Below are 26,849 nucleotides of genomic sequence, written 5' to 3' on the forward strand. Positions count from 1 at the left end.
TATTTGTACACAATGAGAGGAGGGCAAAGCATGACGACCAGGCATTCCTTTTCTGCGGAAGTATTCTCAGTGGAGAAGGCAAAGGTAAAAGGAAAGCTTGAGAACCCAGCACATGTATGGATAGCAGAAATCCAGCAGACAATGTTCCAATTGTATGCTGACCACACACTGGCACCACAGCATAAAATGGGCTGGTTGATCCAGCTATACATGACCATTGTGGATGATAACAAGAACAACGAGTATCTCTATGATACAAACGGAATATATACTTCTCACAAAGTAGATGCTCACAAAGTACATCACTACGAATATGATGATTATAACCAAGAGCAAAAGGAAACAGAGGGACAACAGCAGCAAGCGAAGCAATATGAATATTGGCTCAGTCAACTACTAATCGAAATGCTACAAATCTACATTCATGAACGTCACTATGGTAATGACCTCACGGATGCAATGCAGAAAAAAGAATGCGACGCCTTTACCGCTCATTTGCACCAATTCAAATTCAACCTGTCACCTTCCGCCAATCGTTTGCTAGACACCGGATTGCAGCGAGCCGCTTATCTGTACACCGCGAAAAAGAAGCTGCATAAGCAGTACCTGTACCCGTCGCTCAGACAAAAGCGCTGGCAGCAATTGCTGGATAGGGAAAGAGAGCAATTGCAGTCTTCGCATCGTGTACAGCTTGTGCGGCTATGGCTGGATTATATGGAACAGCATCCAGAATTGCTGGATGAATGTATGCAAATAAATGGACAATCACAGTTCATTTCTACACTAGGCACTGGGCGTGTACATTGAATGAATATGAAATCAACTACATCAAAAAAAGGCTGCACCGGAATATTCCAGTGCAGCCTTGCGTTTGTTATTTAACGATTATCTCAGCCATTCTGCGATCAGCGAGAAGGCGATGATGATCAGGAACAGCAATGTGATGTGGTTGAGGGAGAAAATGAACATTTTCTTCGCCCATGGAGCAACATCGGTTTTATCATAGCTTTTGAAGCTGAATACGAGCCATGCGGTGCTTAGTACGAATGCAACACCAGCGATGTACGGGCTAAGCGGCCAGAACATGAAGCTGGATAGTACGAGCAATACGAGGTAGAAATTCGTTTGTGCATACGTGCGTTTCAGACCTTTCACAACTGGCAGCATCGGTACGCTGGCTGCTTTGTATTCGTCAAAACGGCGAATCGCAATGGCGTAGAAGTGAGGCATTTGCCACAGCAGCATCGTTACGACCAACGCCCAGATTTCCCAGTGTCCCAGATCGCTAGATACAGCAGCCCAACCGATCAATGGAGGTACAGCGCCAGACAGGCTACCAACTTCGGTATTGTAGATCGTTTTACGCTTGGTCCACATGGTGTAAGGCACCACGTACAAGAACAGTCCAAGGAAGCCGAACAATGCTGCTAGCGGAGAGCTAACATACAGCAGCGCTACACCGCTCAGCGCCATTGTCGTTCCGATTGCTAGACCGTTCGGCGCATCCATTTTACCAGTTACGGTTGGACGCGTTTTGGTACGTTCCATAATCGCATCAATATCACGATCATACAAATTGTTAAACGCACCCGCAGAACCGATCACGAGCGAAGAACCGATAAATGCAAGAATGATCGCTCCGATATGCTCAAAAAAAGAAAGATGGAACACGTAGATCGCCATGCTCAACCCTGCGAACATTGCAATCAGATTGGATTTGATGATCCCCGTTTTGATCGTAGCAAAAAAGATGGCAGGCAGTGAATGTACCTGTACATTTGCATGTGCAGCTTGACCTGTTTGATTTTTCATCTCTATATATGTCACCCGTTTCGATGTATTGTATGCGTTTATCATACCATTTATAAGGTACAAACACGCGTTGTAAATGATGATTTTAAAAATTAAGACATGAAATTGTGAAAACTTTATAACTTTTTTCACAAAAGTATAGGAATCTTTGTGAAAATATGTATGAACATTGATATCATATTAAGATAAATACACATTAGACCAGCAAAATAAACCATATCTTCATGGAAAACGTTAATTGCCAGCAAAAAAGGCCGTTATGTGCGGCAACCGATGTTCGTTAGGGGGAAACAGTCGGTGAACCAGCCAGCATAACGGCCAGCGTGCATTGGATGATACTTTCTTGAGCAACAAAGCAATGGTTGCATCACTTACGCGCGAGCTGCACTGGATTTGTCAGGAAGCGAGTTTTGTTGTTGCTCTGTCTGATGTTGATCTCGAATCGTCAAGCGACGATGGGCGGCGAACAGGAAGGGTAGACCGACTGCGGTCAACAGCGCAAGTGGTACGAATACCATCCAGCCACCCTGTGCAGCGTAGTGATCTAGTAGCAATCCGCCTGTGATCGGTGCCAGCACATTACCGATGTTGTTGAATCCAATCGTTCCGAAATACGTGCCTTTCCAATCGGGATGCGCAATATGATCGATCAATATATCCATCATGGTGAACATCAATACTTCGCCGACGGTGAATACGAATACACCAATCAGGAACGAGAACAGATTGTGTGAGAAGCCAAAGATGATCAATGACAATACGACGAGAAGATTCCCCATAATCAACGGCACAATCGGGCGAAATCGGCGGGCAAAGCGTACAACCGGATACTGCACGATCAGTACAATCGCCGCATTGGCAGCCAGCATATAGGAGAAGATCGTACTGCCGTTTTGCAGGTCAGGTGTCAGTGATAAATATTGAGCTAGTGTAGAGCTGAAGTGACCGTAACCAAGCACACAGAAGATGGTTCCGATCAATACAAACAGGAAGATGCGATCCGATGTCGTCACACGCAATGCTTCACCAAGACGTGGCTTCACAACGTCACTGGATATGTGCACATTCGCCACATCGCGATGCGCGGCAAACTGTACGACCAGCACAATACCATACACAATATAGACGAACCCGGCAATGACGAAGGGAAAGGTCGATTGTGCCGAACCTAACTGTAATCCGATGATCGGTCCGAATACGACACCGATATTGATCGCAGCATACCGAAGATTGAACACAAGCAGCTTATGCTCTGGCGGTGTCGTTTCCGACAATAACGCCCGTGATGCGGGTTCAAATACAGCGCGGCAGATTCCGTTAAGTACATTCACAACAAAGAACATCCAGATCTGATCCGCAGCAGCAAAGCCGAAAAAGACAAGCGCCCAGAAAAAGGCGGAAAACAGCATTACTTTTTTGCGTCCAATCCGGTCGGATATGTACCCGCCGTAGAAACTGACAGCCACGCCTGCCAAGGAACTGGCAGCGATGATTAGACCCGTTTCCGTAGCGGCAATGCCAAGCGTTGAAGTCAGATAGATCGCCAGAAATGGAATGCTCATGGAAGTGACGAGACGCCCGAATACCGTCCCAATAATGACGGTCCAAGCGAGTGGATGAATAGCGGTAAGATGTTTGGCAATCATGATCAACACTCCTATGTTTTACAATACGTCAGATGAATTGTTATTATTGTAAAAAGAAAAAAGGAGAAGAAAAAGAGTAAGCTTTTATATGTAAGTTTCACCTTTTAGTGAAAATGACTTTACATATCGAATCGTCCCCAATTGCGATTAGCACGGATAATGCGGACAATAGGAGAGGAGTGAGATGGATGGAGCATGAGGCGCTGCAATATATGCAGTTGTATGACCGACTGAACCATGAGCGTAACGTGCCATCGATCTGTACAGCGACGATTGCTGAGCTGGCGGATATTCTGTACTGCACACCGCGGAATGTAAAGTTTGTACTGCGCAAGCTGGAGGATCGATGCTGGATTAGCTGGCAACCGGGACGAGGGCGCGGCAATCATTCGCAGCTTGAATTTCGGTGTCATCATCATGAATTAGTAGAGCAGCAGGTGGAGCAGCTGCTGCATCGAGATCGGGTAAAGGAAGCGCTGGAACTGACAGGTCGTATGGAGAATGACGAGCCATTTCGGGAACGATTATGGCAGCGGATCAATATCTATCTTGGTCTGCATCGCGAACAGGAGGAGAGCAGTACGCAGGATGTGCTGCGCATGATTCGTTACCGACCGCTGGAAGAACTGAATACGGTCAAAGTATTTACTGCATTCGAGGTGTTTCTGCTGCGACAGTTATTCGATACGCTCGTCTACTATGATCCACAGCACGAAGATTTTTCACCGCGTATTGCGCATCGCTGGGAAGCGAATGAGGATTATACGGAATGGACATTTTATTTACGCAAAGGGATTCGTTTTCACGATGGCAGCTTGCTCACAGCACGAGATGTCTATGCTACGGTGCAACGTTTGCAGCAGCGCGGGCGCAATATCGGCTGGCTGTATAGCGATATTCGCGATGTGGTTGTGCATACCGACTACACATTGACCTTTTACCTGATGCAGCCCAATGCGATGTTTTTGCATTTATTAGCTAATATTTTTATGGGGATCGTACCGGAACATGAGCAGGGTGAGGAGACGATTAATGGCAGTGGACCATTCCGAATTGCTCGTCGTTCTGACAGTAAGCTGTCACTGATCGCTTTTGACGGATATTATGGATATCGTCCGATGCTGGATCGAGTGGACGTATGGTTTATGCCGGAAGAAGGGCATAACAATCGATATTATCGACTGAGTAACGGCAGTGAGGAAGAGGAGCAATACAGCCGTCTGATTAATCAACCTGCGCAGGGCGGACGATATATGCTGTTCAATTTCCACATACCGGGTGTTCAGCATGAAGATAACTTCCGGCAAGCGATTCGTATGCTGTATGACCGGGAAACGATGCGGCGTGAGCTGGGGGGCGACCGAATCTCGTCGGCAGGCAGCTTTTTGCCATGGCAGAGTGCGAAGATGTCTTTTCCAGAAGTATCGCTGGAGCAAGTGCGTCAGCAATTGGCACAGAGCAGCTATGCTGGCGAGATATTGACGTTGACGTTCGTCGATAAATACGAGGAACGGCGCGAAGCGGAATGGTTGCAGCAGCGTGCCCAGCAGATCGGATTACAGCTGGAACTGGAGCCGCAGGAGCGCAAATTAGTCGCTGGCGGACATATGGTGCTCGCGGTGGAAGTATTAGAGGACGATTGGGAATGGGATCTGATCAATTATTTTTCGAATGAGGCGAATTATTTGCATCATATGCTGAATGCAGAGCAATTGCAGCAGATTCATGAGATGCTGTATGACATTATGCGCAAGGAGCAAGGAGAGCGAAGACAGCGGCTCACACAAATTGTTAATCGATTGCAGCAGGAACATTGGCTACTATTCGGGAATCATATTAATCAACGCGCCTATTTTAACCGGAATTTATACGGATTGCATCTTGATTCCTTTGGTTTTCCTAATTTGTCGGCGTTGTGGATCAAGAATCGGTAAGGAATCCGTAGAAAATCGTTTAGCTCGTATAAATATGCGTTACATGATGGTGTGGCAGACAAAATAGCTCAATTACGCGAAACACGCTTCGTTTTGGAAATGTGTGGGGTACTACTCCACCGGAATTAGAAAATCAATAGCGAAATGCACCATACCATGTCGGAATGAGGAGATAGCGATGATCTATTTTGTACGTAAAACCGAATTGGACAAGCTGCCAGCAGGCGGAGATGAACTACAACGCTGTCTGCAGCGAATGGTGGAGCACAATGAAGCGATTGGGATTGACCGAATGCCGGCTGAAATGCAAATGCAAAGCTTGCAGTTACTGTTGAGCAATCCGGCATTTGCGCTTGTACAAGTGCAAGGCGATTATGCGGATCGATTTGTGCGTTCGCCGCTGCAAGGTCATGCAAACGAGGTATATTTGGAATCGTTGGAAGTGGTCACCGATTATATCCGCGAATTGCAGGAAGAGATTATTCGTGGCGCCGAGTCACTCGCGCGCTACCGGATTAGCGAACAGGATGCCAGTATGGAGCGCGCTGGACTGCGGCAAGCATTGATTGACCTGAGCGAACGACGTGAGATTTTGACGATGGTACTGCACGAGATTCGGCATCGCATCGATAAACAGATGGAAAAGGAAAAAATGCGATCGACAGAACAGGCACTGGAAAGCGAATAATGAGCATGGTCTATTGCAAAGCTGCATCCATTAGAACAATGGATTGCGGCTTTTTTGTCGTGGGATTTGTACGGAAATGCGAGATTTCTTTCTAAAAGTGTCGTAGAAGATGGCAATATAAACGTTGCTCAGAAAGATAAAATACTGTACTTTTAATTGAGAATAATTATCATTTGTAAAAAAGAATATTTTGATTGCTGCGCATACTACGATATGCAACCATATCACACTTGATCATCTCAACCGTACCATTGAAAGGAGCAGAGGAACATGAATGTTGACGAGAATCTGGAGCGGATCTATAGCCTTTTTTTCGATCATATACCGTTTACACAGCAGCAGAGGAAGAATGGCGTTCAATATACGCTGTCTCCGCAGCTAGGTAATGGCAGTATTCAGCGAGTGACTACATATAGCGGATTGGAGCTGGCATATTGGGATTGTCATTACGATCAACCGAATCCGGGGCGATTCACATGTCAGGGGCAGATGGTGGAATTGCAATTTGCCTTTTCGGGTAAACGGTATGCGGCGATTGGTGACGTTTCGTATTGTATGGAAGAAGGCAAAGGATCACTGAATCTGCTGAGCGATTTTGCGATTGATTATGAGCATGGTACAACCGAGCGAATCGAGGCGTTGGGGATGGGAATTCCAGTATCCTTATTTCAGTATGCACTGCGCGGAATGGATCCGGCAGGCAAGCTGGATTTTGAATATTTGCGCAGTGGGGCGGCGTTTCGGCAAATGATATTTGATAACGGTCCATATGAGCAGCATCACGTACATGTATTGTTAGATGCGCTTCGTAATGACGATTATCCGCCGCTGCTGCTGGAATCGGCAGCGCTGGAGCTGCTTCAGCATTATATGTGTCAGCTGCTGGATCGACCGCGTTTGCCGGATGGGTTGTCGCGTGATGATCTGAGCAAGGTTAAGCGTGCGGCAGAAGTGCTTCAGCATCGCATGACAGAACCACCTTCATTGCTGGAATTATCGCGACTCGTCGGGCTGAATGATTTTAAATTAAAAAAGGGCTTCAAAGCGTGCTATGACACGACAGTCTATGGCTATCTGCGTCAGATTCGATTGCAGCATGCGATGCAGCTGTTGCGTAGCGGTGAGATGAATGTAACTGGGGCGGCAACAGCAGTGGGGTACAGCAATATGAGTTCCTTTGCTGGTCAATTCATTCGACAGTATGGGGTGAAACCGTCTTCGGTGCGCAAGCTCTACTAAATATACTGGGAATGATGTAGAAATGCGGTAGAAACGATATACAATAAAATCCGTCTTGCGTTCCTCTTATCCGTTACGCGGCGGTACGTGCATGAATTCTCTCTTATACTGCGTACAGAGCAGTCCATCATAACTGTAAACGGACTGTAGCAGGAAGGGAGAGAGCAGGATGAACAAGATTAAGATCAGTATCTTTTGCAGTGTATTCGTCGCCATGTTGGGACTGATGCTCATTGCGCCAATTATGCCTTCGCTCATTCGTGAGCTGGGCTTGCAGGAAATTCATTCCGGTTTCATTATATCGCTCGGTTCTGTCGCGATGGCGGTCATGGCGCCGCTATGGGGAAGATGGAGCGATAGGAAAGGGCGCAAACTAGTCATTTTGATCGGTTTTGCAGGGATGAGCATCAGCTGTCTATTATTTACATTGGTGCTGTATAGCGGTCTGCAAGCATGGTTGGGCGGAACGCTGCTTGTGGTGTTGTTGATCGTTACGCGTGCGTTGGTCGGAGCGTGTATTCCGGCGATCCTGTCGCCTTCACAAGCTTATATGAGCGATGTTACTTCAGAGCAGGAGCGTTCGTCTGGTATGGCGGTGATTGGAGCCGCGAATGGGATGGGATTGATATTCGGTCCAGCGACGGCAGGAGCGTTTATCTGGATTGGGCTGTTATGGCCGCTGTATTTTGGCATTGTACTGGCTGCGGCTGCTTTCCTGATGGTGCTCTGGATGATGCCACCAGCACCTGCGCCAGTTAGAAATGGCAAACCAGCAGCTATTCGTATGCTTCAACCGAGCTTGCGATTTTATCTGCTAACTGGGCTGTCAACGATGATCGGGATTGTGACATTGCAGGTTATTGGCGGATTTTATTTTCAAGATCAGCTGCAATTGTCGGCTACGGCTACGGCGCAGATGGTATCGGCGGGGTTAATGTTCTCCGGGGTTGCGATGCTGATCATGCAGATTGTACAGATGCGCTGGCTGCATTGGAATCCCGTACGTATGGTCGCTGTCGGGGGCGTCTTAATGCTGCTTGGTATCGTTTGCTTTGTGATCGGACGGCAGGCGATGGTGTATGATCTTGCCTTTTTCCTATTTGGACTGGGTGCGGGGCTATTGATGCCAGGCTTCATGGCGGGTGCATCGCTGTCGGTTCGTGCAGAGCAACAAGGAAGTGCCGCCGGATTCGTAGCGATGATGCAGGGAATTGCTGCGATTATTGCGCCGCTGTTGTCCACATTACTGTATGAGGTGAATCGGTATATACCATTCATGCTGATTGGAGGGCTGCTGATTATTGTACTGATTGCTGTTGCAGGTGTGTGGCGCAGATCGGTACAACAACAGACTGCGACACGGTGAGAATGATTCCAAAGAGTAATAATATTGTAGTACCAGTGTAGTACCAGATAAAAGCATTCACACCAACACGAAAACAATAAACAACTTAAAACGCGCGGGGACAGATTCACTTGTCCACCGCGCGTTTGATTGTAAAACGAAATGTACTGCCTTCTCCCGGACGACTGGTGACGCTAATCTTCTCACCGAGACTGTCTGCAATTTCACTCGCAATCGACAATCCCAAGCCGCTACCGTTGCCGGGATGAGATTGGTCACTTTTGTAAAATCGTTCAAAAATATACGGCAAATCCTGCGATGCAATGCCTTCGCCGTTATCCGTAATCATAATAACAATCTGCCTCGCTTCCACCACTGCATCCAGCTGGATGACACCTTCCTCACCCACAAATTTCATCGCATTATCTAGCAAAATATTGAGCAGCTGAAGTAGCTTATCCCGATTGCCATACGCATCCGGTAATTGCAATGCCGCTTTCGTTAGTTGAAAATCAATGTCCAAATCTTCCGCCAGAAAAGCGTACCGTTCCTGCACAAATTGCATACACGCTACCATATCAATCCGCTGTCGCTCCGGGCTATGGGGGTTATTTTGCATTCTGGATAATTCCAGCACATCGCCGATCAGTCGTTGCAACCGTCCACATTCCGTCAGGATGATGCTGTAATAATTACGCCGTTTCTCTTCCTGCTGGACCATGCCATCCGCCAGCGTTTCCGTCAGGGCACGAATGGAGGCAATCGGCGAATTCAGCTCATGACTAATGTTGGCGACATAATCACTGCGCAGCTTATCCAAGCGCCGTACTTCTTTGACATAAGCAGATAGAAAGTAGCCAATGACAAACGTACCGAGCAGCAGCGTCGCCGTGAATACGAGGTAGAAGCCGTTCAATACCGCCTGAAACTCGGCAATCGGCTGCAACAGAAAGATAACGCCAATAGTCTGCCCATCCCGAACGACCGGAGCAGCAACTACGACCGAATCGCTCGGCAATCCACCGATATTGCGAATGATGGCAAAGGGCTGCTGCTGGATCACATCGGGAATATATGCAGTCAATTGTTGACGGAATTGTTCTTCGTCCAGCAGGAATAGCTTTGGTACTCGATTCGCCGCTGCGGTCGCCAGTGTTTGCCCGTCCAGCTGGTACGCTTTGACGATCATGCCCTGCGGATAGGTCACATCGTCCTCGTTTACCGCAATTCGCTGGGCAAGTGTAACTGCCTGCGGGTAGTTGTCCTTGAGTTTGTAATTTAAAAAGAGCTGTCGAATAACCAGCGTCCCGGTCAGTTGCCCGACGATAAACAGAATCAGGATGGCGATGTAAATACGCTTGCGATTGCTAAGCAGTCGTTTCATAATATGCTCTCCAAGCGATAGCCCATGCCGTACACCGTTTTGATCTCAAAGCCGGGCGATTGCTCAGGAAACTTCTTACGCATCCGCTTGATCAGATGATCGACAGCACGAATATCACCTGCATAATCATATCCCCACAGCTTGTTCAAAATCTGCTCTCGTGATAGCAGGCAGTCCCGATTAGACGCAAATAAAATGAGCAGCTCAATCTCACGCGGAGTAAAATCAGGCTTCTGCCCGTGAATTCTTACTTCAAACGCATGTCGGTCGATGATCATATCACCGACACGAATTTCTTTTTCCGGCGGGGTGGTCTGGGTATGACCATGTGTGCGTTTCAAGATCGTCTTGATCCGCGTCACTACCTCGCGCGGCGAAAAGGGCTTCGTAATATAATCATCGGCGCCCAGCTCCAGACCGAGAATGCGGTCGCTTTCTTCAGAACGAGCGCTCAGCATAATGATCGGAATCTCGCTCTGTTGACGAATACTACGGCAAATATCTGTACCAAATAGCCCCGGAAGCATCACATCCAGAATCAGCAGGTCAAAATGCTCGTTCTCTAATCGCCGCAGCACATCCTCACCATGAAAAACCGACGCAAAGCTCATACCTTCCGTCTGCAAATAAGCAGATATGCTCTCATGCACCGCAATATGGTCATCGCAAATCAAAACATGAACAGGGACAGTCATCATATCACCTTCATTCAGAAATGTAACAGTCATGCAATCGGAATGGAAGCTCAGCTCCATTCGTTTTATCCTATTGTATTTTTAACAGTCATCGAAAGTAAACCATATAAAAAAGTGAAAAAATTATTGTGTATATATTGACACTCGTTCTTTTATTGTATACATTTGTATACATCAACAAAACGTATACAAATGTATACAAAACCTAAGGAGGAATTACTATGCGTGAAGGAAAACATGAACATCGCGGTCCACATCATCATGGGGAGCATCGCGGCCCAAGAGGCGGACGAGGCAGAAGTGAAGAGGATAGAAAGCATTTTCGCAGTGCACAAACGTTCCGGCGTGGGCGTGCAGTTGCTTTTCTGGAACGATTGGAAGTGAAGCGCAATACACTCGTACAACAATTGGAGCAGCCGGAATATACAGAGATCAAATCGGTGATCAGTGGCGAGTTGAAGGCGACAGATGCGATCATTCAGGAATTTATTCATATGTTCGAGCTACAGGAGCCCCAAGAATTAACAGCGCAGGATCCACAGACGGACGAAACCACCAGTGCTGAAACGTCAACAGATTCATCAGCGCAACAACAGACGGAAGAACCATCTGCAACTGCTGAATCAGCAGCCACAGCATCGGCAGCTACAGAGCAAGAAAGCGATACAGCTTCGACAGATAGCACGTCCAAATCAGACGATGAACAATAATGAATGTTGGCCGGTCGAGACAGCAGCTTTTGCATACACGTACCGGCAACATGCCGGAAAGAAGGGACAGTGAATGTGGAAACTGCGCGGGATGCTCAGACCGTACTGGGTATCAAGTCTGCTTGCACCGTTGCTGATGCTGTTAGAGGTTAGCATGGATCTGATGCAGCCAACTTTGATGGCGAGCATCGTGGACGACGGCTTAATGAAGAACGATCTGCATCATATTATTACGACCGGTTTGCTCATGCTTGGCGTGGCGCTGATCGGTCTGATCGGTGGTGTAGGATGTACGATTTTTTCCAGTATGGCTTCGCAACATTTTGGCAATGATCTGCGGATTCGGTTGTTTGAGCATATTCAGACCTTTTCCAATCGCAATCTGGATACATTGCAAACTGGCTCACTCATTACACGATTGACCAATGATGTCGTGCAGCTACAAAGCTTTGTACAGCTAATTCTACGGACAGTGCGCTCGCCGATGCTGCTGATTGGCAGTCTGATTATGGCGATTGTGATCAGTCCGAAGCTAACGATTATTTTGCTCATTTCGGTGCCTGTACTGACGGCGCTGTTATATATATTGATCAAGGTATCATTTCCTTTATTCGCGCGTATGCAGGCGCGGCTGGATCAGGTGAATACCGTATTGCAGGAAAATCTCGCTGGTATTCGCGTCGTCAAAGCGTTTGTACGTGGAGCGCATGAAGAACGACGTTTTGACGAATCCAACAGTGGGTATACTGCTGTCGCAATCAAAGCAGTACGCTTGCTGGCGCTCAATATGCCGCTAATGATGTTGATTCTGAATGTTAGTATTGTGGCGGTGTTATGGTTCGGCGGGATGCAGAGCTGGAATGGTTCACTGGAAGTAGGGCAATTGGTCGCTTTCATCAACTATGTTACTCAGTTGCTCATGTCGATGCTAATGCTTAGCGGTCGCCTGACGATGATCTCTCGTGCTAGCGTATCCGCGAATCGTATCAATGAAGTACTGGAAACGAATAGCGAGATCGTCAATCATCCATCTGCGGCTACTGATATCATTCGAGGGGGCGAGATTCAATTCCGTGATGTGTCCTTTGCCTATCATGCGGATGATAACGATGTGTTTCAGCATATTAGCTTTACCGCGAGACCAGGCGAGACGGTTGCTATTCTCGGCGCAACCGGTTCAGGCAAATCGACGCTCGTCAGTCTCATTCCGCGACTGTATGAAGTGAGCAGCGGTAGCATTCTGATCGACGGTACCGATATTCAGCAGATTGAGCTGGATCATCTACGAAGCCGGATCGGTTTTGTCATGCAGCAAAGTATTCTGTTCAGCGGTACAATCCGCGACAATATCCGGTACGGTCACCCGCAGGCAACCGAGGAGCAGGTCATCGAAGCAGCAAAAGCAGCAGAAGCACATGAATTCATCATTCAACTCAGTGAAGGGTATGATACGGTACTCGGTCAGCGTGGCATCAATCTATCCGGTGGGCAGAAACAACGGCTATCGATTGCACGCGCATTGCTTATTCGTCCATCGATTCTCATTATGGATGACAGCACTAGCGCGCTGGATGCTGTCACAGAATCGCGGATTCGCCAGCGGCTGCAACGCGGCACGCATGGCAGTACACATATTATGATTGCGCAGCGGGTATCGTCGATCAGCGACGCCGACCGAATTCTTATTTTGGAAAATGGGCAGATCGCTGCGCAGGGAACGCATGACGAGCTGATGCGAACAAGTGAAGCATACCGCGATATTCGTCAATCCCAGCTGCGTGAGGAGGAGGTACATCATGGCTGATTCGCAAAAATCATCTTCTCAGGCAGCAATGCCTCCAATGCCTGGTCCGGGCGGACGTGGACCGATGCGCGGCAATGTACCTATCGTTCGTGCCAAAAATCGTACCGCCACCATTCACAGACTGTGGAGCTATCTCAATCGTCAGCGCAAAGGCTTGATCGTTGTTTACATTTTCACCGTGTTGAATGCCATTCTATCGTTACTCGGACCATATCTGCTTGGACGCGTGATCGATCTGGCAGTCATTCCGCGTGATTACGCCATGCTGCTCAAGCTGGCGGGCATGCTGTTGACCATTTATGTGATCGGCAGCGCGGTATCATGGGTGCAAGCGTACGTAATGACAGGCGTATCACAGCGTACGGTGTACGATCTGCGTCGTGATCTGTTCAGGCAGTATCAGCAGTTGCCGATTTCCTTTTTTGATAAAAGGGCTAAGGGCGACCTGATGAGCCGAGCAACCAACGATATCGATAACGTATCCAATACGCTGAATCAGAGTGTGACTCAGTTGCTCAACAGCCTGATCATGCTGGTCGGTTCACTCATTATTATGCTGTCGCTCAATATTCCGCTTACGATTGTAGCATTGCTGACAGTACCGATGATTTTGCTGGCAAGTCGCCGCATTGCAAGAATGAGTCGTAAATATTTTAAAAGCCAGCAGCGGCATCTGGGTGAACTGAACGGTATGATCGAGGAGTCAATTGGTGGACAGAAGATCATTCGACAGTATCGCCGCGAACAAACGGAAGCAGCTACTTTCCGCCGTACTAGCGATGAACTGAATCAGGCAGGGATTCGGGCGCAGATCGCTTCTGGTCTGGTCGGACCTGTGATGAATATGGTCAACAATATCGACTTTGCATTGATTGCTAGCATCGGCGGCTGGATGGCTTTTCACAATCTGACGACGGTCGGGATTATCGTCAGCTTTCTGAACTATTCTAAGCAGTTTGGTCGTCCGATTGCCGAGCTGGCAGATCAGTACAATATGATTCAGTCCGCTATCGCTGGTGCAGAGCGTGTCTTTGAGATTATGGATACACCATCGGAATATGAGCAACGAACACATCAGCAAACAAGCGGTGTTTCGGCATCCACGCAGTCATCCCATACAAACGATACTGTGAAACTGCATGGTGAAGTACAGTTTGACGATGTGTCATTTGGTTATGATCCAGATCGTATGATTCTGAAGCATATTGACTTTACGGCTCAACCCGGCGAGAAGATTGCATTGGTGGGACCAACCGGAGCGGGCAAGACGACAGTCATTAATCTGCTAAACCGATTTTACGAAGTGAATAGCGGCACCGTGCGGATCGATGGACGCGATGTGCGTGAACTGGATAAAGATCAATTGCGCAGTCAGGTAGGTATGGTATTACAGGATGCGCATGTCTTCTCAGGAACGATTCGTGACAATATTCGATTTGGTCGACTGGATGCGAGTGATGCTGAGGTGGAAGAAGCGGCTCGGCTTGCCAATGCAGCACCGTTTATCGCGCGCTTGCCGCATGGGTATGATACTGTGTTGGCAGCGGAAGGCAGTAATCTGAGTCACGGTCAGCGGCAATTGTTAACGATTGCCCGGGCGATCTTGGCGAATCCGGCGATTCTCATTCTGGATGAAGCGACCAGCAGTGTGGATACGCGTACGGAGATGCACATTCAACAGGCGATGAAGACGCTGATGAAAGGACGAACCAGCTTCGTCATTGCTCATCGGCTCAGTACGATTCGCGATGCCGACCGCATTCTAGTGATCCGCGAAGGTACGGTTGCCGAGCAGGGCAATCATGAGCAGTTATTGGAGCAGCGAGGAGCATATTACGAGCTATATCACAGCCAGTTCCAGCATGGCGTGCATCAGGAATCGTCCTGAATAATAGCACGGTAAAATGCGAAATCTACATGCTATGCCATTTTTATGCCATATTTCCGATGTAGGATAGGACTGTTCATACAATACGGACACATTCCATACCTGATAACAAAGGAGATTATGTCACAATGAATAGCAAAAAATGGTTTGCCACCCTTGTCATGTCGTCTATGCTGGTCATGCCCTTGAACGGAATTACTGCCGAGGCAGCATCTACGACTGCAACAGGTTCGTACAATCTTGATTTTCATACAGCTAGCTATACCGAGAAGACCGCCACACTGGATGGCAAGACGATCAAATACCGGGCGTACGAGAAAATCGTTTATGTCAAACATCCTGTCGATACACAATACGAAATTATGAATATCTATGTACCGGAACAGTACTATGAAGGGAAATCCATCGGTAGCTACAACGCAGATAACGCACCGATCTTCTTCCCAAATGCGATTGGCGGTTATATGCCTGCTGAGCCAGACAGCCCGGGACAGGGCATGGGTGGCGGTGATAATGCTGCCCTGATTGCACTTGCTAACGGTTATGTAGTCGCTTCCCCGGGTGCACGCGGTCGTACGGCGACAACGGGTAAAGCTCCGGCAGCAATCGTCGATCTGAAAGCAGCAGTACGTTATTTGCGTTACAACGATAGTGTGATGCCTGGCGATGCCGATAAAATTATCTCCAATGGTACAAGCGCAGGTGGTGCATTGTCCGCACTGCTAGGCGCTAGCGGTAACAATGCCGATTATGAGCCATATTTAACAGAACTGGGCGCAGCGGATGCGAAGGATGATATCTTTGCCGTATCGTCGTATACACCGATCACGAATCTGGATCAAGCCAACGATGCGTATGAATGGCAATTCAATGGTATCAACACCTATTCCAAGCTGGAAATCTCCACAGATACCGATTACCATATCCAGCGCAAAACAGTGCAGGGCACGCTAACTGCTGATCAGATTCAAGTGTCCAACGATCTGAGCGCGATGTTCCCGGCATACCTCAACAGTCTGAATCTTAAGGATGCAGACGGCAATGCACTGACTTTGAACAGTGACGGTACAGGCAGCTTCCGTGATTACATTCAATCGCTAGTGATAGCTTCCGCGCAAAAAGCACTGGATAACGGCACTGATCTATCAGACAAGAGCTGGATTACGATCAGCAATGGCAAAGTAACGGATGTGAACTATGATCAGTATCTTGCGTATCTCGGTCGTATGAAAACGCCGGGTGCCTTTGACGCGCTGGACTTGAGCGCAGGGGAGAATCAACTGTTCGGTACGGCGACAACCGATACCCAGCATTTTACTCAATACGCACAGGATCATAGCACGGTAGAAGGCAGTAGCATGGCAGATGCTCAAACGATCAAGCTGATGAACCCGATGAATTATATCTCTACCTCTGGCACCGATACAGCGCCTAACTGGCGGATTCGCTTCGGTACGAAGGATAGCGATACATCGACCGCAGTTTCAGCGATGCTGGCACTAGATTTGCAAAATAAAGGCTACAATGTCGATTATGCACTGCCGTGGGATGTACCACATAGTGGCGACTACGATCTGGGCGAACTGTTCACCTGGATGGCAGGAGTAGCAGGCGGATCAACTGTCAATGCTACCGTTCCAGTAGCCGATCAGAGTACAACAACTGGCGGTATGAATATGGGCGGGGGAATGACGGGGGAAGCAGGAGCACCGGATGACAGTGGAACAGACAATACGTCTGCCCCTTCCGGTACATCTACCACAACCGGTAGCACGACATCACCATCATCCAACACATCGACAGCGCCGACATCTGCTACAACGACAGCTACCGCAGGCAAAGCAACAGTGAAAATCAACAGCAAAACTGCTACGTTAGCTAGCTACAATATCGCTGGCAGTCATTATGTGACCGCTGACGATCTTGCCACCGCACTGCAAGCAACAGACAAAGCGTTTACTGTTGCAGCAGATTCAGCAACAGGCTCCATATCGCTCACCAGCACGACAGCATCATCTGCATCAACTAGTAATACAACGAGCAGCAATCCAACCCGTTCTGCCAAAGCTTCGACAGCCAAGGCATCCGTAACCGTCGATGGCAAACAAGTACAAGTCACTGCCTACACGATTCAAGGCACAACGTATTTGAAACTACGCGATCTGGCTCAAGCGCTAGACGTCAATCTGAGCTGGCAATCAGCAACCCGTCAGCTGAACATCGATACGACAACAAGCTATTCAGCGGAACAGTAAGACGGTTCGTATACAGAAAACACAGCAACGATATGCGTGAGAGATAACCAGCCTTACTATAGGCGCTTGCTTAGTAATACATGTTCTTGTTCTTTTATGTATCGCATATGCGTATAGTCTCGCAATGGATTTTGAGCGCATATATGAACATGCATATGTGGCAGGAATCGGTCTCGTAAATACTCTAAAATGCAACAAAAACCCCCTGTTCTCCAGTATTGGAGTTCAGGGGATTTTGTATATTCATAGTAGGCACAAGCTTCCTTATTGATCCGAAATCAAAGAAATCTTCACAAGATTCCTTCAAAAGATCCCATCGGTTCAAATTCAATCTCACGCCTATTGTTTGCACATTTGAAGCAATAACCTACAGTGTAGCTACGTCGATAACGAAGCGATAGCGTACATCACTGTTCAGTACGCGCTCATAAGCTTCATCTACCTGATGCGCATGAATCACTTCGATCTTCGGCTCGATACCATGCTCGGCAGCGAAGTTCAGCATTTCCTGTGTTTCCGCGATACCGCCTACGAGAGAACCGGCGATGCTACGACGACCCATGATCAGCGAGAATACGCTATATTGGTCTTGCTCAGCTGGTGCACCTACGTTTACAAGTGTACCGTCTACACGTAGAAGTGACAGAAGCGCATTCACATCCATATTCGCGGATACTGTATTCAGAATCAGATCAAATTGACCTGCCAGTTGTTTGAACGTCTCTGGATCTTCGGTTGCAAAATAGTGATCAGCACCAAATTCAAACGCTTCATCCTTTTTGTTGACCGAACGACTCAATGCTGTAACTTCTGCGCCAAGTGCATGCGCGAATTGCAGCGCCAAGTGACCGAGTCCACCGACACCGATAACAGCTACCTTTTTACCCGGCCCTATATTCCAGTATTTCAATGGGGAATAGGTAGTGATACCTGCGCACAGCAGTGGGCTAGCTACATTCATTTCCAGCTTATCTGGAATGCTAACGACAAAGCGATCTTTCACTACAATCTTCTGGCTGTAACCGCCGTACGTTGGCGTGCCATCATATTCGCGCGAGTTGTACGTCTGTACAACGCCCTGTGTGCAATATTGCTCGTCACCGCGTTGACAGTATTCACATTCACCGCAAGAATCTACAAAACAGCCAACACCGACACGGTCACCGACTGCAAATTTCGTTACATCACTACCGACAGCTTCAACGATCCCGGCAATTTCATGACCCGGAACCATAGGGAAAATACCGCCGCCCCACTCATCGTAAGCACTATGAATATCGGAATGGCAAATGCCGCTGAATTTGATATCGATCAAAATATCATTCGGACGAAGTTCTCTGCGCTCAATCGTTGTCTTTTCAAAAGGTGCCTTAGCATGGGAAGCACTCAATACTCGTGTTTGTACCATTTTCTCCACTCCCTATTCTGTATGTTTTGGTAAGTATCTAAACAAAGTGTTATCTGCTAATCAATGAACACTTACTCATTTATTATATACATATTTTTGATAGATGCAATTTTAGGTAGACAATCGGGTGCAATTTAATAGGTTACTGTTTAATAGCTTCATCGTGATTTGCGATTAGGAATATAGAGGTGGTATAGCTGAGTTGTTAGCGATTTGTAGCTGTGTTTTGCAGCTGTGTACGGTGCAGGTAAAGCAACTCACCTATAGACTTCATAATATGAAGAACAACGTGAACATGGTTGTATATTTCTATTATTGTTCATTCGCCATACTTGTGCCCTGTTCGGAAGCTGAACGATCTCGTAAAGTGTAAGTATCAGCAAGACGAACAATATGAACATCACGAACAACACAAATAGCACACAGGAATAAAGCGGCAGGCTATGGATCAGCTTCCTTCTACTCATCGGAGCCAGAACGGAGACTTGTCTCCCCTGGCATAATTCAGCTTTTCCGCTCTCTTGCAGCTTTATACATTCCAACATCATACATCAGCCGCAGGCTATCAGAACACTTCCTTCTAACCCAAACTATCCTTTATCAGTGTTCCGGCTCTCCTGCGGTTGTTGTATATATAGGAGGATTACATATGAATATGAATAGATCCAAACACATAATACAGCAGCAAGCACTTAACAATACGCAGCAAATTCTACCTGCCTTTCAATGGTTGAACCCTATTTTGCTGCGACGTGTACAAAAGCTCATATTGCCTGAGTCACAATCCCAACCATCTCATCCAACAGAGCATGAACAGATCGACAACACAGCACCCGTCAGTGACTTGATTACTGAACATCCATCACCCAATGAACGTATGCTAGCAACGTTGCTCACACATATGAAACAGCTTGGCTACACATTTGACCATGATCTCCTGCAAGCTTGTCGTACTTTGCCAGTTACAGAACTGATTGCACTTCATCAACAGATTGTACCGACATTGCAGCATATGGTTGGCGATCATGTGAAGTATAAGCCGATGTATCCGAACTTCCCTGATGAAGTTATGGAGGCATCCCATGCACAGCTGTACCTGAATGCGATGCTGCATTACAGCTTGGGCACATTACCGGACAGTGCAGCGCAGACTCCTCCGTTGTTGCTGGACGATACCCAGCTTCGATTCATCTCGCTTGCTGAGGAATCCGCTGGTATATATGTGATGCGGAATTTGGCAGCCGCCAATGGTTCACTGTCCGAACAAGATAAAGAAGATCTCCGTATAGCATTGCATCATGTGGAGGACGTGGAACAGCTGTTGCCAGAGCAGATCCCATATAAGGAAAATGCAGCTTATGTTGCAGCTGTATTACTGGATAATAGACGTGCCAGCATTCAGCGATTGAGCGGTTATTTCCGCACCGCTACCGATGTCCTGCGTCTGGCGGCTGGTTTGTCCGGGCTGGATACCAGTCTGGCATGGGCGAAAAAACTGCCACAGTTAACCCGTCCATTTGCCAATGTGTATAACATGAATCAAGGTATCCATGTGCAGATGAACCCTACATTGAGTGTGAATGGAGAGAAACAAGCAGAGGTTGCCGATCCTGCAACTGCGTATCACTTTCGCAAGTTCAAACGGTCGGAGCGCAGACTGTTGCTCGGTTTGCTCGAATGTACTGTTCAGCCATTAGAAGATATGGTGCTGTACCGTGAGCAATGGAAGCGACTTGGTGAGATTCTACATCCGGGTGAGATGCGTAAGCAGTACCCGAATGCATTTGCAGCCTTTACCTCTTTGCGACGGGACAAGCATATCGTTACCTTTCGTAGTGAAATTCAGCATGGCTTGGCGAACGGCGATCCGGCTGTGATTGCCAAGCTAGGTACACGTCCGGGTGAACTGGCACGACGACTGGATATGCTGTTGCGTTCGCAGCCACAACGATCCATAGCTATTTTGGAGCAATTTGAGCAGCATATGAATGAGCTGTCTACTCCGTTACTGCTGCAAATGATGGCACATTTCAAGCATCGTCATGAGCCGCGACGGTATCGTGTCTTTTTCCCGAAAGGTAATATGGGGAAAGTCGTTGCGATTCCGAATACTTTGCCTGTGCTGTCAGATGCAGTAACGGAGCGCCTGACACAAGGCATTGAATATGAACTAAGACGGCGCTTTGCTGAACAACCATCGCTTGGACGGGTATACATCGAACCGACGTTGCAGCAGATTCCAGTTCCATTATCACAGCGTTCAGCAAGTCGTGCGCTGCGTGCATTACCGCGTGGAAGTCGAGTGGATATGCTGGATGGAGACACGGTGCGATTGTTCTGCTGGTGGAGTGATCTGCGGGAAGGACAGTCTACTCGTGTTGATGTCGATCTGTCCGTGATCCTGATGGATGACGACTGGAACCATGTCGATACGCTTGCTTTTTATAATATAAAAGCGGACTTTGGTGTTCATAGCGGTGATATTGTATCCGCACCCCAAGGCGCATCTGAGTTTATTGATCTTCATATTCCGGCTGTACTGGCACAGACTCGTGCACGTTATGCCGTTGTGCAGGTGAATTGCTTTACTGGACAGGCGTTTGCGGAACTGCCAGAATGCTTTGCTGGCTTCATGATGCGCCAGCATGTTCAAACCGGCGAAGTATACGATCCACGCACCGTACAGTCCAAGTTTGACCTGACCGTTCAAGCCCAGCAAGCTGTACCGTTTGCACTGGATCTGCATACCCGTGAGATGATCTGGATGGATGCCGTGCTGAAGAATCGCAGTTTCCAGATTACCGCACAGGATAATATGACAGGTCTGCAAATGCTCGGTCACGCTTTCTCCGATCTGCGCCGACCGATGCTGTCTGAACTGTTCACATTGCATGCCCAAGCGAGAGGTACACTGGTGGAACGTATGGAGGATGCTGATACAGTATTCGCGATGGAGCAGGGCATTACAGCATATGAGACAGATATGATTCTAGCTGAATTTATGTGACAGATTGCGGTATGGGGGGGGGATCTAATCTGGTAGAGAGGAAGAGTAAGATGGATTCCGATTCGGTAAAATATATAACGTATGATCAACGCCATATGGATATCATTCAAGCGGGGATTGAACCGATTCAAGTCTTTTTACAAACGGAAAGCCAGCAGGAAAAAGACAATTTGCTATTCTGCATGGATCGATTTCTCGACCCGTGGTTTGGGTATCAACTTCCTCATCTGGAGCAGATCTTCATCCTGTTACAGCAACACCTATTTACAGAGGAAACAGTGAAGATCAAGAACGTTATCTTGGAGCTACTGACGCAGTACGGAAGGCAGACATTGGATGTAATCGCCGATCAGATAGAGCAACTTGAGCTTGAATTGCTGGCAGACGCAGTATATGCACTCGGTATGACGTACAATCGTAAGTACATTGCGATTGTAGAGAAGTATCAATCTCACGATGATCCTCTTGTGCAAAAGGCTGCCAGTGAAGCGATACACGAATTGAATCTGTCTACATCATGAATCTGAGGAAGTAATGGATTTTGGGTTGTACAAAATGAAAGAATAGTAATGGGACAAAAATAGAAAACAAATGGAAAACAACCTGCTAAATTGTGAGATTCAGTAGGTTGTTTGTATGTTTGATAGTTTATTCGCATTATTCGCAAAGACTATCCAATTCACCTATTTTAGTTTACATAATATTTATTATGTAAATATATTGGTTTCTAATTTCGTTTTAAAATTTCAGAACACAAAATGAAATCCTAAGATAACCAAAATAAATGAAGGAGAACATAGTTTGATCAAATGCTACTGTATAGTAGTTTCTTCCACAATATACTATAATTTGTTCATATCTATGCGACAAACAACTTATTGCTATCCGTTGCAATACCTGTCAGTTTATTGCTTTGAAAATGTAGTTGCTTACATAACGAGTAGTAGGCTTCGATAGTTCAACATGAGCAGTCAGCTTCAATACTTCAATTCATACAAATAATTTATCTACTAACCTACAAGCAACTTAGCCAATCTATAAGCAACCTATCCAACCTACAAGTAAGGAGTCGTAATTCAGATTGAATGATAAAGAGAAACAACTACAGGAGAAAAGAAAGTTCAGGCTGCAAGTCATCGTTGTCATTTTTGGTTTTATGGCTGGTGGATTTATTTTGTTAAATATTTTGCTGGCGGGGATGCCTCTGTTTGCGTTTGCTTTTTGGTTTAAAGAAATTACTACTGATTACAGCGGAGCAGAACAAAGTATCATCCAACATTTGGAGAAAACGTACAACGAACCATTTGAACTGACCAATATCCAAAGTCCACTTTTACCAGATGACTATCTTGCAAGCGCTCGTCCGATCCATCATACCGAAATCAAATTTGGTATAAAAGCTACTGTACGTAAGAGGGTAGTAGAAAGCTGGAAAGACGACTATCTCAAAATCAAATGGCAAGCAAAGGCAGAGCAGGAGTTTCAGAGCATTGCCAAGCAGGGATTCCCTGCTAATGCGGCTGCAACCGTTCGCATCTATCAGGGGAAAAGCTATCCTACATACGATAAGCAGATCACGACGTTTAGCGATTTTGTAAACCAATATCCTCAAACCTTTAACACTTATATTACAGTTGTTATTGCATCCAAGCAGGGCACACAACAAAACTATATACACGATATTGAACATTTGGTGCATGTGTTGAAGCAGCATGGTTTTGGACCAAAGCAGTTAAAGTATGACCAATTGGAAGTTTATTTTATGGACGTGGATTCTTTGCCAAAGGGACGTGAATTCCAGCAAGTTGTTCAGGAGGAAGGTATCGAGCAAACCGTACTACATCATAACGATATTATTTTTAAAACGATTGTAGTTGACATGGACGATGATTATATAGACGAAATCAAACAAAAGCTCTTTATTACAAAATGATAATTACCATAATAAATATTATGTAAACTAAATACGTTGTGAAAAATAATATTGCCCTAATGTATAGAAAGATTCAATTAAGGGTAAAGGTATTATTGGGTGTACAATGACAGGTAGGCACCATCCAAAAACGAGAGGAGCTTTTCATATGACAACCGAAAACCTGAATGCCGCCGCATCTGGCACGTTCAAGATTGGCGGCGATCTGGAAGTGAATCGTCTTGGTTATGGAAGTATGCAATTGACAGGCAAAGGAGTCTGGGGTGATCCGAAAGACCCTGACGAAGCGGTGCGCGTCTTACAGCGTGCAGTCGAGCTGGGCGTTAATTTTATCGATACTGCGGACTCTTATGGTCCTTTTGTAGCGGAGCAATTGATCCGCAAAGCGCTTCATCCGTACAAGGATGATGTAATTATCGCTACCAAAGCGGGTCTGACCCGTTCCGGTCCGAACGATTGGCGTCCAGTGGGACGTCCAGAATATTTGCGTCAGCAGGCAGAACTCAGTCTGCGTCATCTTGGTCTGGAGCGCATTGATTTGTTCCAATTGCATCGTATCGATCCGAAGGTTCCGCTGGAAGAACAACTGGGTGAACTGGAAAAGCTGCGCCAGGAAGGCAAGATTCGTCATATCGGTCTGAGCGAAGTGGACGTCGATCAACTACAGGCAGCTAGCCAAATTACCAAAATCGCTTCCGTGCAAAACCTTTACAATTTATCTACCCGCAAAGCGGAAGACCTACTGAATGAAGCGGAAAAGCAAAATATCGCCTTTATCCCATGGTTCCCGCTGGCGACTGGTGAGCTTGCTCGCGATGGCGGTCCGTTGGATGAAATCTCCAAAAAGCTCAATGCCAAACCGGCACAGGTCGCTCTTGCCTGGTTGCTACGTCGTTCTCCAGTCATCCTGCCGATTCCGGGTACATCAACGGTATCGCATTTGGACGAGAATATCGAAGCAGCTACATTGCAATTGAGCGATGAGGATTTTGCTACATTGGACAAGTTGTCCGAATAAAGATGCTATTAGACGATATATGACTATTTCAAGGCGAATAAACAATATAACAAAGCTGTAGAACGAGGCTTTAACGTATAAAACCGGATGTCTGAAATAGACATCCGGTTTTTGCTTTATTGATCTCATTTTGCTTTATTGATCTCGTTTTATTTTAGATCCACCGTACTTTGTTTTACACTCATCCCATATTCATTACATACTTCCACGTACTGATCATCATTTACCGATTGTCAGCATCCGCGCGTTCATCTAGCAGTTGTAGCAACTGCTGCAATGCCGTCATTGGGTGTCCACTGCGCTGACCTTCCGCGAGAGAATAGCGCATAGATTCTGTATCCTGAGCCGCTACTTTGCCGCCGTGATGAAATTGATTGAATGCCTGATAGTCCAGCGGTAACAGCTGTTGCTCCATATTCTGATGAATATACGCTGTTGTCTGCTCATTCATGGACTGAGACATCTGCTGTCCTTCTGCTCCATGCTGCGGGAGAGAAGCAATCTCGGATTGTGCTGCACACGCCAGTGTCCATACGTGTTGATTATGAACAACCTCGGCAAAAGGTCGCCATCCTGCCAGATCACAAGCCGCATAAACGGGAAACCCAATACTGGAAAATAGATCAAACATAACCGGACTCGCCTGACTACACAGCGAAACCTGCGAGCGATTGTATAGATCGGTAAACTGCTGCGCCGCCAGATCGTTGGCTGTTTCAATTCGGAATCCATGCAAGTCCGCTGGGTGTCGGTACGCAATGATGGATTGAGCAATCTGCTCTGCATCCGCTGGTTGATGCACAGGCAGTGGGGCATGGGATTGATGAGCGAGTGTACCCAGCATACCGCGCAGTAGCTGGTGAGAAGGCAATCCCATTTGCTCCATGTAAAATGGTTTCAGCCCATGTCCAAAACCACACATAATCACGGGAGTTCCATGATGACGTGCCATCGTCCCAAGCCCTGTTAATAATTCTTTCCCTGTAGATGTACGACTGTGATGCCCATCCAATGTGATGATAATAAAATCATACGATTGAGCAGCTACTTGTTCTACATGATCCACGACATCATAATGGTCAAAATCTTTTAAGGACACGTCATCATAACAATACAGCTTTTGTGGTGCTGCAACGGTAGCGGCACGTCCTGAGCGAACAAGAAACGTAATCTTTGCGCCTGCTAGTGTCAGATGGTAACCGACGGAAAAGCCTGTAGCGCCTGCTCCAACGATTAATATGTTTGCAGAAGGGATGTTTGTAGTCATATACTATACTCCATTTCTCCGTTGTTCATGAAATGAACAACTGTTGATTTTATATCATGGTGTTAGTATAATTTGCCCACAACCACGCTTACAATCATCAATTTAGAGACAATTGGTATGCAATCAACAGATCATGGATAACCTGTTGAATAGATGAAAGGAAGGACGCCAAATGGTCGGTATGAAGAACAATCGCCGCACTCAATATACACGGGAACATATCAAGAAAAGTTTTCTGACATTGCTACAGGACAAGGACGTTTCGCAAATTACAGTGAGTGAAATATGTAGATTGGCGGATATCAATCGCGGGACGTTTTATTTGCATTACAAGGATTGTTATCATTTGCTGGAATGCTTACAACAAGAGATGTATCAACAGATTCACGGTATTATGACAGCGCAGCAGGAGTTTTGTCAGAGTGGAGGGGCGTTGACGAAGTTACTGCAAACGTTTCAGGAGCAACGGGCATTGTATCAATTACTTTTGCTTCGAGACAATGGCAGACAGCTGCTAACGCGGATTATTTTGGAGATGTACACTTGGAATGCTTCTATCCACCAGCCTATCACCGATGACGATCCCAATCTGTCAGCCAACGATACCAATGTGCAAATGGGAGATCTGGATTACCGTTTTACGTACATGGTGTATGGCGCGATGGGTGTGATCAATCAATGGCTGGAAGCTGGGGCGAAGCAAAGTGTGGATGAGATTGCCGACATTATATCTTCCTTTTCCCATTCGACTGACAAGCATGGAACGAAATAAGCGATATATGATTAGATGCTGCAATAATGTACTATAGCCATTTT

General features: G+C 46.8%; 20 protein-coding genes. 14 read left to right on the top strand and 6 right to left on the bottom strand.

Going from position 1 to position 26,849, the window contains the following annotated elements:
* Window positions 1-30: 30 nt before the first annotated feature.
* Window positions 31-807, top strand: a complete 777-nt coding sequence (locus ACDE64_RS11250) for a hypothetical protein (RefSeq protein ID WP_411350065.1) — start codon at window positions 31-33, stop codon at window positions 805-807.
* A 78-nt stretch (window positions 808-885) separates the two neighbouring features.
* Here ACDE64_RS11250 and cyoE read toward each other — a convergent pair whose 3' ends face one another.
* Window positions 886-1,812, bottom strand: a complete 927-nt coding sequence (cyoE, locus tag ACDE64_RS11255; RefSeq protein ID WP_411350066.1) for a heme o synthase — start codon at window positions 1,810-1,812, stop codon at window positions 886-888.
* 371 nt (window positions 1,813-2,183) lie between these two features.
* Window positions 2,184-3,458, bottom strand: coding sequence for an MDR family MFS transporter (locus ACDE64_RS11260; protein WP_411350067.1), 1,275 nt, complete (start codon window positions 3,456-3,458; stop codon window positions 2,184-2,186).
* Between the two features lie 188 nt (window positions 3,459-3,646).
* Here ACDE64_RS11260 and ACDE64_RS11265 point away from each other — a divergent pair, with 188 nt between their 5' ends.
* The 4 genes from ACDE64_RS11265 to ACDE64_RS11280 all read left to right on the top strand — a co-directional run bounded on the left by ACDE64_RS11265 (window position 3,647) and on the right by ACDE64_RS11280 (window position 8,685).
* Entirely contained in the window at window positions 3,647-5,392 is a 1,746-nt protein-coding gene (locus ACDE64_RS11265; protein ID WP_411350068.1) for an ABC transporter substrate-binding protein, read from the top strand.
* A gap of 178 nt (window positions 5,393-5,570) precedes the next feature.
* Window positions 5,571-6,080, top strand: coding sequence for a hypothetical protein (locus tag ACDE64_RS11270; RefSeq protein ID WP_411350069.1), 510 nt, complete (start codon window positions 5,571-5,573; stop codon window positions 6,078-6,080).
* 270 nt (window positions 6,081-6,350) lie between these two features.
* Window positions 6,351-7,319, top strand: coding sequence for a helix-turn-helix domain-containing protein (locus tag ACDE64_RS11275; protein WP_411350070.1), 969 nt, complete (start codon window positions 6,351-6,353; stop codon window positions 7,317-7,319).
* Window positions 7,320-7,488: 169 nt separating this feature from the next.
* Window positions 7,489-8,685: an MFS transporter gene (locus ACDE64_RS11280; RefSeq protein WP_411350071.1), complete on the top strand. Its 1,197-nt coding sequence runs from the start codon at window positions 7,489-7,491 to the stop codon at window positions 8,683-8,685.
* Window positions 8,686-8,791: 106 nt separating this feature from the next.
* Here the strand turns inward: ACDE64_RS11280 and ACDE64_RS11285 are convergent, their stop codons facing one another.
* Together ACDE64_RS11285 and ACDE64_RS11290 are read right to left on the bottom strand one after the other, a co-directional pair.
* Window positions 8,792-10,048 (bottom strand): sensor histidine kinase, encoded by a 1,257-nt coding sequence (locus ACDE64_RS11285; RefSeq protein WP_411350072.1) that lies wholly within the window; start codon window positions 10,046-10,048, stop codon window positions 8,792-8,794.
* On the bottom strand, window positions 10,045-10,803 hold the full coding sequence (locus tag ACDE64_RS11290; protein ID WP_411350073.1) for a response regulator transcription factor: 759 nt from the start codon (window positions 10,801-10,803) through the stop codon (window positions 10,045-10,047). Before ACDE64_RS11290 ends, ACDE64_RS11285 begins: the two co-directional genes overlap by 4 nt.
* A 161-nt stretch (window positions 10,804-10,964) precedes the next feature.
* Here ACDE64_RS11290 and ACDE64_RS11295 point away from each other — a divergent pair, with 161 nt between their 5' ends.
* From ACDE64_RS11295 to ACDE64_RS11310, 4 genes are all read left to right on the top strand, one after another.
* Complete coding sequence (locus ACDE64_RS11295) at window positions 10,965-11,453, top strand: hypothetical protein (RefSeq protein ID WP_411350074.1); 489 nt, start codon at window positions 10,965-10,967, stop codon at window positions 11,451-11,453.
* Window positions 11,454-11,526: 73 nt separating this feature from the next.
* Window positions 11,527-13,257, top strand: coding sequence for an ABC transporter ATP-binding protein (locus ACDE64_RS11300; protein ID WP_411350075.1), 1,731 nt, complete (start codon window positions 11,527-11,529; stop codon window positions 13,255-13,257).
* Entirely contained in the window at window positions 13,250-15,145 is a 1,896-nt protein-coding gene (locus ACDE64_RS11305; protein ID WP_411350076.1) for an ABC transporter ATP-binding protein, read from the top strand. Before ACDE64_RS11300 ends, ACDE64_RS11305 begins: the two co-directional genes overlap by 8 nt.
* 128 nt (window positions 15,146-15,273) lie before the next feature.
* Window positions 15,274-17,400: a subtype B tannase gene (locus tag ACDE64_RS11310; protein WP_411350077.1), complete on the top strand. Its 2,127-nt coding sequence runs from the start codon at window positions 15,274-15,276 to the stop codon at window positions 17,398-17,400.
* A 367-nt stretch (window positions 17,401-17,767) separates the two neighbouring features.
* Here ACDE64_RS11310 and ACDE64_RS11315 read toward each other — a convergent pair whose 3' ends face one another.
* Window positions 17,768-18,808 (bottom strand): NAD(P)-dependent alcohol dehydrogenase, encoded by a 1,041-nt coding sequence (locus tag ACDE64_RS11315; protein WP_411350078.1) that lies wholly within the window; start codon window positions 18,806-18,808, stop codon window positions 17,768-17,770.
* Window positions 18,809-19,457: 649 nt separating this feature from the next.
* Between ACDE64_RS11315 and ACDE64_RS11320 the strand changes: the two genes are divergently transcribed.
* The 4 genes from ACDE64_RS11320 to ACDE64_RS11335 all read left to right on the top strand — a co-directional run bounded on the left by ACDE64_RS11320 (window position 19,458) and on the right by ACDE64_RS11335 (window position 24,766).
* Window positions 19,458-21,815: a cytoplasmic protein gene (locus ACDE64_RS11320; protein WP_411350079.1), complete on the top strand. Its 2,358-nt coding sequence runs from the start codon at window positions 19,458-19,460 to the stop codon at window positions 21,813-21,815.
* A 50-nt stretch (window positions 21,816-21,865) separates the two neighbouring features.
* Window positions 21,866-22,336 (top strand): hypothetical protein, encoded by a 471-nt coding sequence (locus tag ACDE64_RS11325; protein WP_411350080.1) that lies wholly within the window; start codon window positions 21,866-21,868, stop codon window positions 22,334-22,336.
* 560 nt (window positions 22,337-22,896) lie between these two features.
* Window positions 22,897-23,748, top strand: coding sequence for a hypothetical protein (locus ACDE64_RS11330; protein ID WP_411350081.1), 852 nt, complete (start codon window positions 22,897-22,899; stop codon window positions 23,746-23,748).
* 148 nt (window positions 23,749-23,896) lie between these two features.
* Window positions 23,897-24,766 carry an aldo/keto reductase gene (locus ACDE64_RS11335; RefSeq protein WP_411350082.1) on the top strand — a complete coding sequence of 290 codons (870 nt, stop codon included), beginning with the start codon at window positions 23,897-23,899 and terminating at the stop codon, window positions 24,764-24,766.
* Between the two features lie 223 nt (window positions 24,767-24,989).
* Here the strand turns inward: ACDE64_RS11335 and ACDE64_RS11340 are convergent, their stop codons facing one another.
* A complete protein-coding gene (locus ACDE64_RS11340) occupies window positions 24,990-26,033 on the bottom strand; it encodes a 2-dehydropantoate 2-reductase N-terminal domain-containing protein (protein ID WP_411350083.1) in 1,044 nt (347 codons plus the stop codon).
* 172 nt (window positions 26,034-26,205) lie between these two features.
* On the opposite strand from ACDE64_RS11340, the gene ACDE64_RS11345 reads away from it, so the two are divergent.
* On the top strand, window positions 26,206-26,805 hold the full coding sequence (locus tag ACDE64_RS11345) for a TetR/AcrR family transcriptional regulator (RefSeq protein ID WP_411350084.1): 600 nt from the start codon (window positions 26,206-26,208) through the stop codon (window positions 26,803-26,805).
* Window positions 26,806-26,849: the final 44 nt, after the last annotated feature.

This window comes from Paenibacillus sp. WLX2291 (assembly GCF_046603665.1).
Lineage (GTDB): Bacteria > Bacillota > Bacilli > Paenibacillales > Paenibacillaceae > Saccharibacillus.

Coding starts and splice junctions, on each gene's coding strand:
- ACDE64_RS11345 (WP_411350084.1), top strand. CDS start 26,206: ATGGTCGGTATGAAGAACAATCGCCGCACTCAATATACACGGGAACAT.
- ACDE64_RS11300 (WP_411350075.1), top strand. CDS start 11,527: ATGTGGAAACTGCGCGGGATGCTCAGACCGTACTGGGTATCAAGTCTG.
- ACDE64_RS11275 (WP_411350070.1), top strand. CDS start 6,351: ATGAATGTTGACGAGAATCTGGAGCGGATCTATAGCCTTTTTTTCGAT.
- ACDE64_RS11335 (WP_411350082.1), top strand. CDS start 23,897: ATGACAACCGAAAACCTGAATGCCGCCGCATCTGGCACGTTCAAGATT.
- ACDE64_RS11310 (WP_411350077.1), top strand. CDS start 15,274: ATGAATAGCAAAAAATGGTTTGCCACCCTTGTCATGTCGTCTATGCTG.
- ACDE64_RS11340 (WP_411350083.1), bottom strand. CDS start 26,033: ATGACTACAAACATCCCTTCTGCAAACATATTAATCGTTGGAGCAGGC.
- ACDE64_RS11270 (WP_411350069.1), top strand. CDS start 5,571: ATGATCTATTTTGTACGTAAAACCGAATTGGACAAGCTGCCAGCAGGC.
- ACDE64_RS11295 (WP_411350074.1), top strand. CDS start 10,965: ATGCGTGAAGGAAAACATGAACATCGCGGTCCACATCATCATGGGGAG.
- ACDE64_RS11285 (WP_411350072.1), bottom strand. CDS start 10,048: ATGAAACGACTGCTTAGCAATCGCAAGCGTATTTACATCGCCATCCTG.
- ACDE64_RS11265 (WP_411350068.1), top strand. CDS start 3,647: ATGGAGCATGAGGCGCTGCAATATATGCAGTTGTATGACCGACTGAAC.
- ACDE64_RS11305 (WP_411350076.1), top strand. CDS start 13,250: ATGGCTGATTCGCAAAAATCATCTTCTCAGGCAGCAATGCCTCCAATG.
- ACDE64_RS11260 (WP_411350067.1), bottom strand. CDS start 3,458: ATGATTGCCAAACATCTTACCGCTATTCATCCACTCGCTTGGACCGTC.
- ACDE64_RS11320 (WP_411350079.1), top strand. CDS start 19,458: ATGAATATGAATAGATCCAAACACATAATACAGCAGCAAGCACTTAAC.
- ACDE64_RS11250 (WP_411350065.1), top strand. CDS start 31: ATGACGACCAGGCATTCCTTTTCTGCGGAAGTATTCTCAGTGGAGAAG.
- ACDE64_RS11325 (WP_411350080.1), top strand. CDS start 21,866: ATGGATTCCGATTCGGTAAAATATATAACGTATGATCAACGCCATATG.
- ACDE64_RS11280 (WP_411350071.1), top strand. CDS start 7,489: ATGAACAAGATTAAGATCAGTATCTTTTGCAGTGTATTCGTCGCCATG.
- ACDE64_RS11315 (WP_411350078.1), bottom strand. CDS start 18,808: ATGGTACAAACACGAGTATTGAGTGCTTCCCATGCTAAGGCACCTTTT.
- cyoE (WP_411350066.1), bottom strand. CDS start 1,812: ATGAAAAATCAAACAGGTCAAGCTGCACATGCAAATGTACAGGTACAT.
- ACDE64_RS11290 (WP_411350073.1), bottom strand. CDS start 10,803: ATGGAGCTGAGCTTCCATTCCGATTGCATGACTGTTACATTTCTGAAT.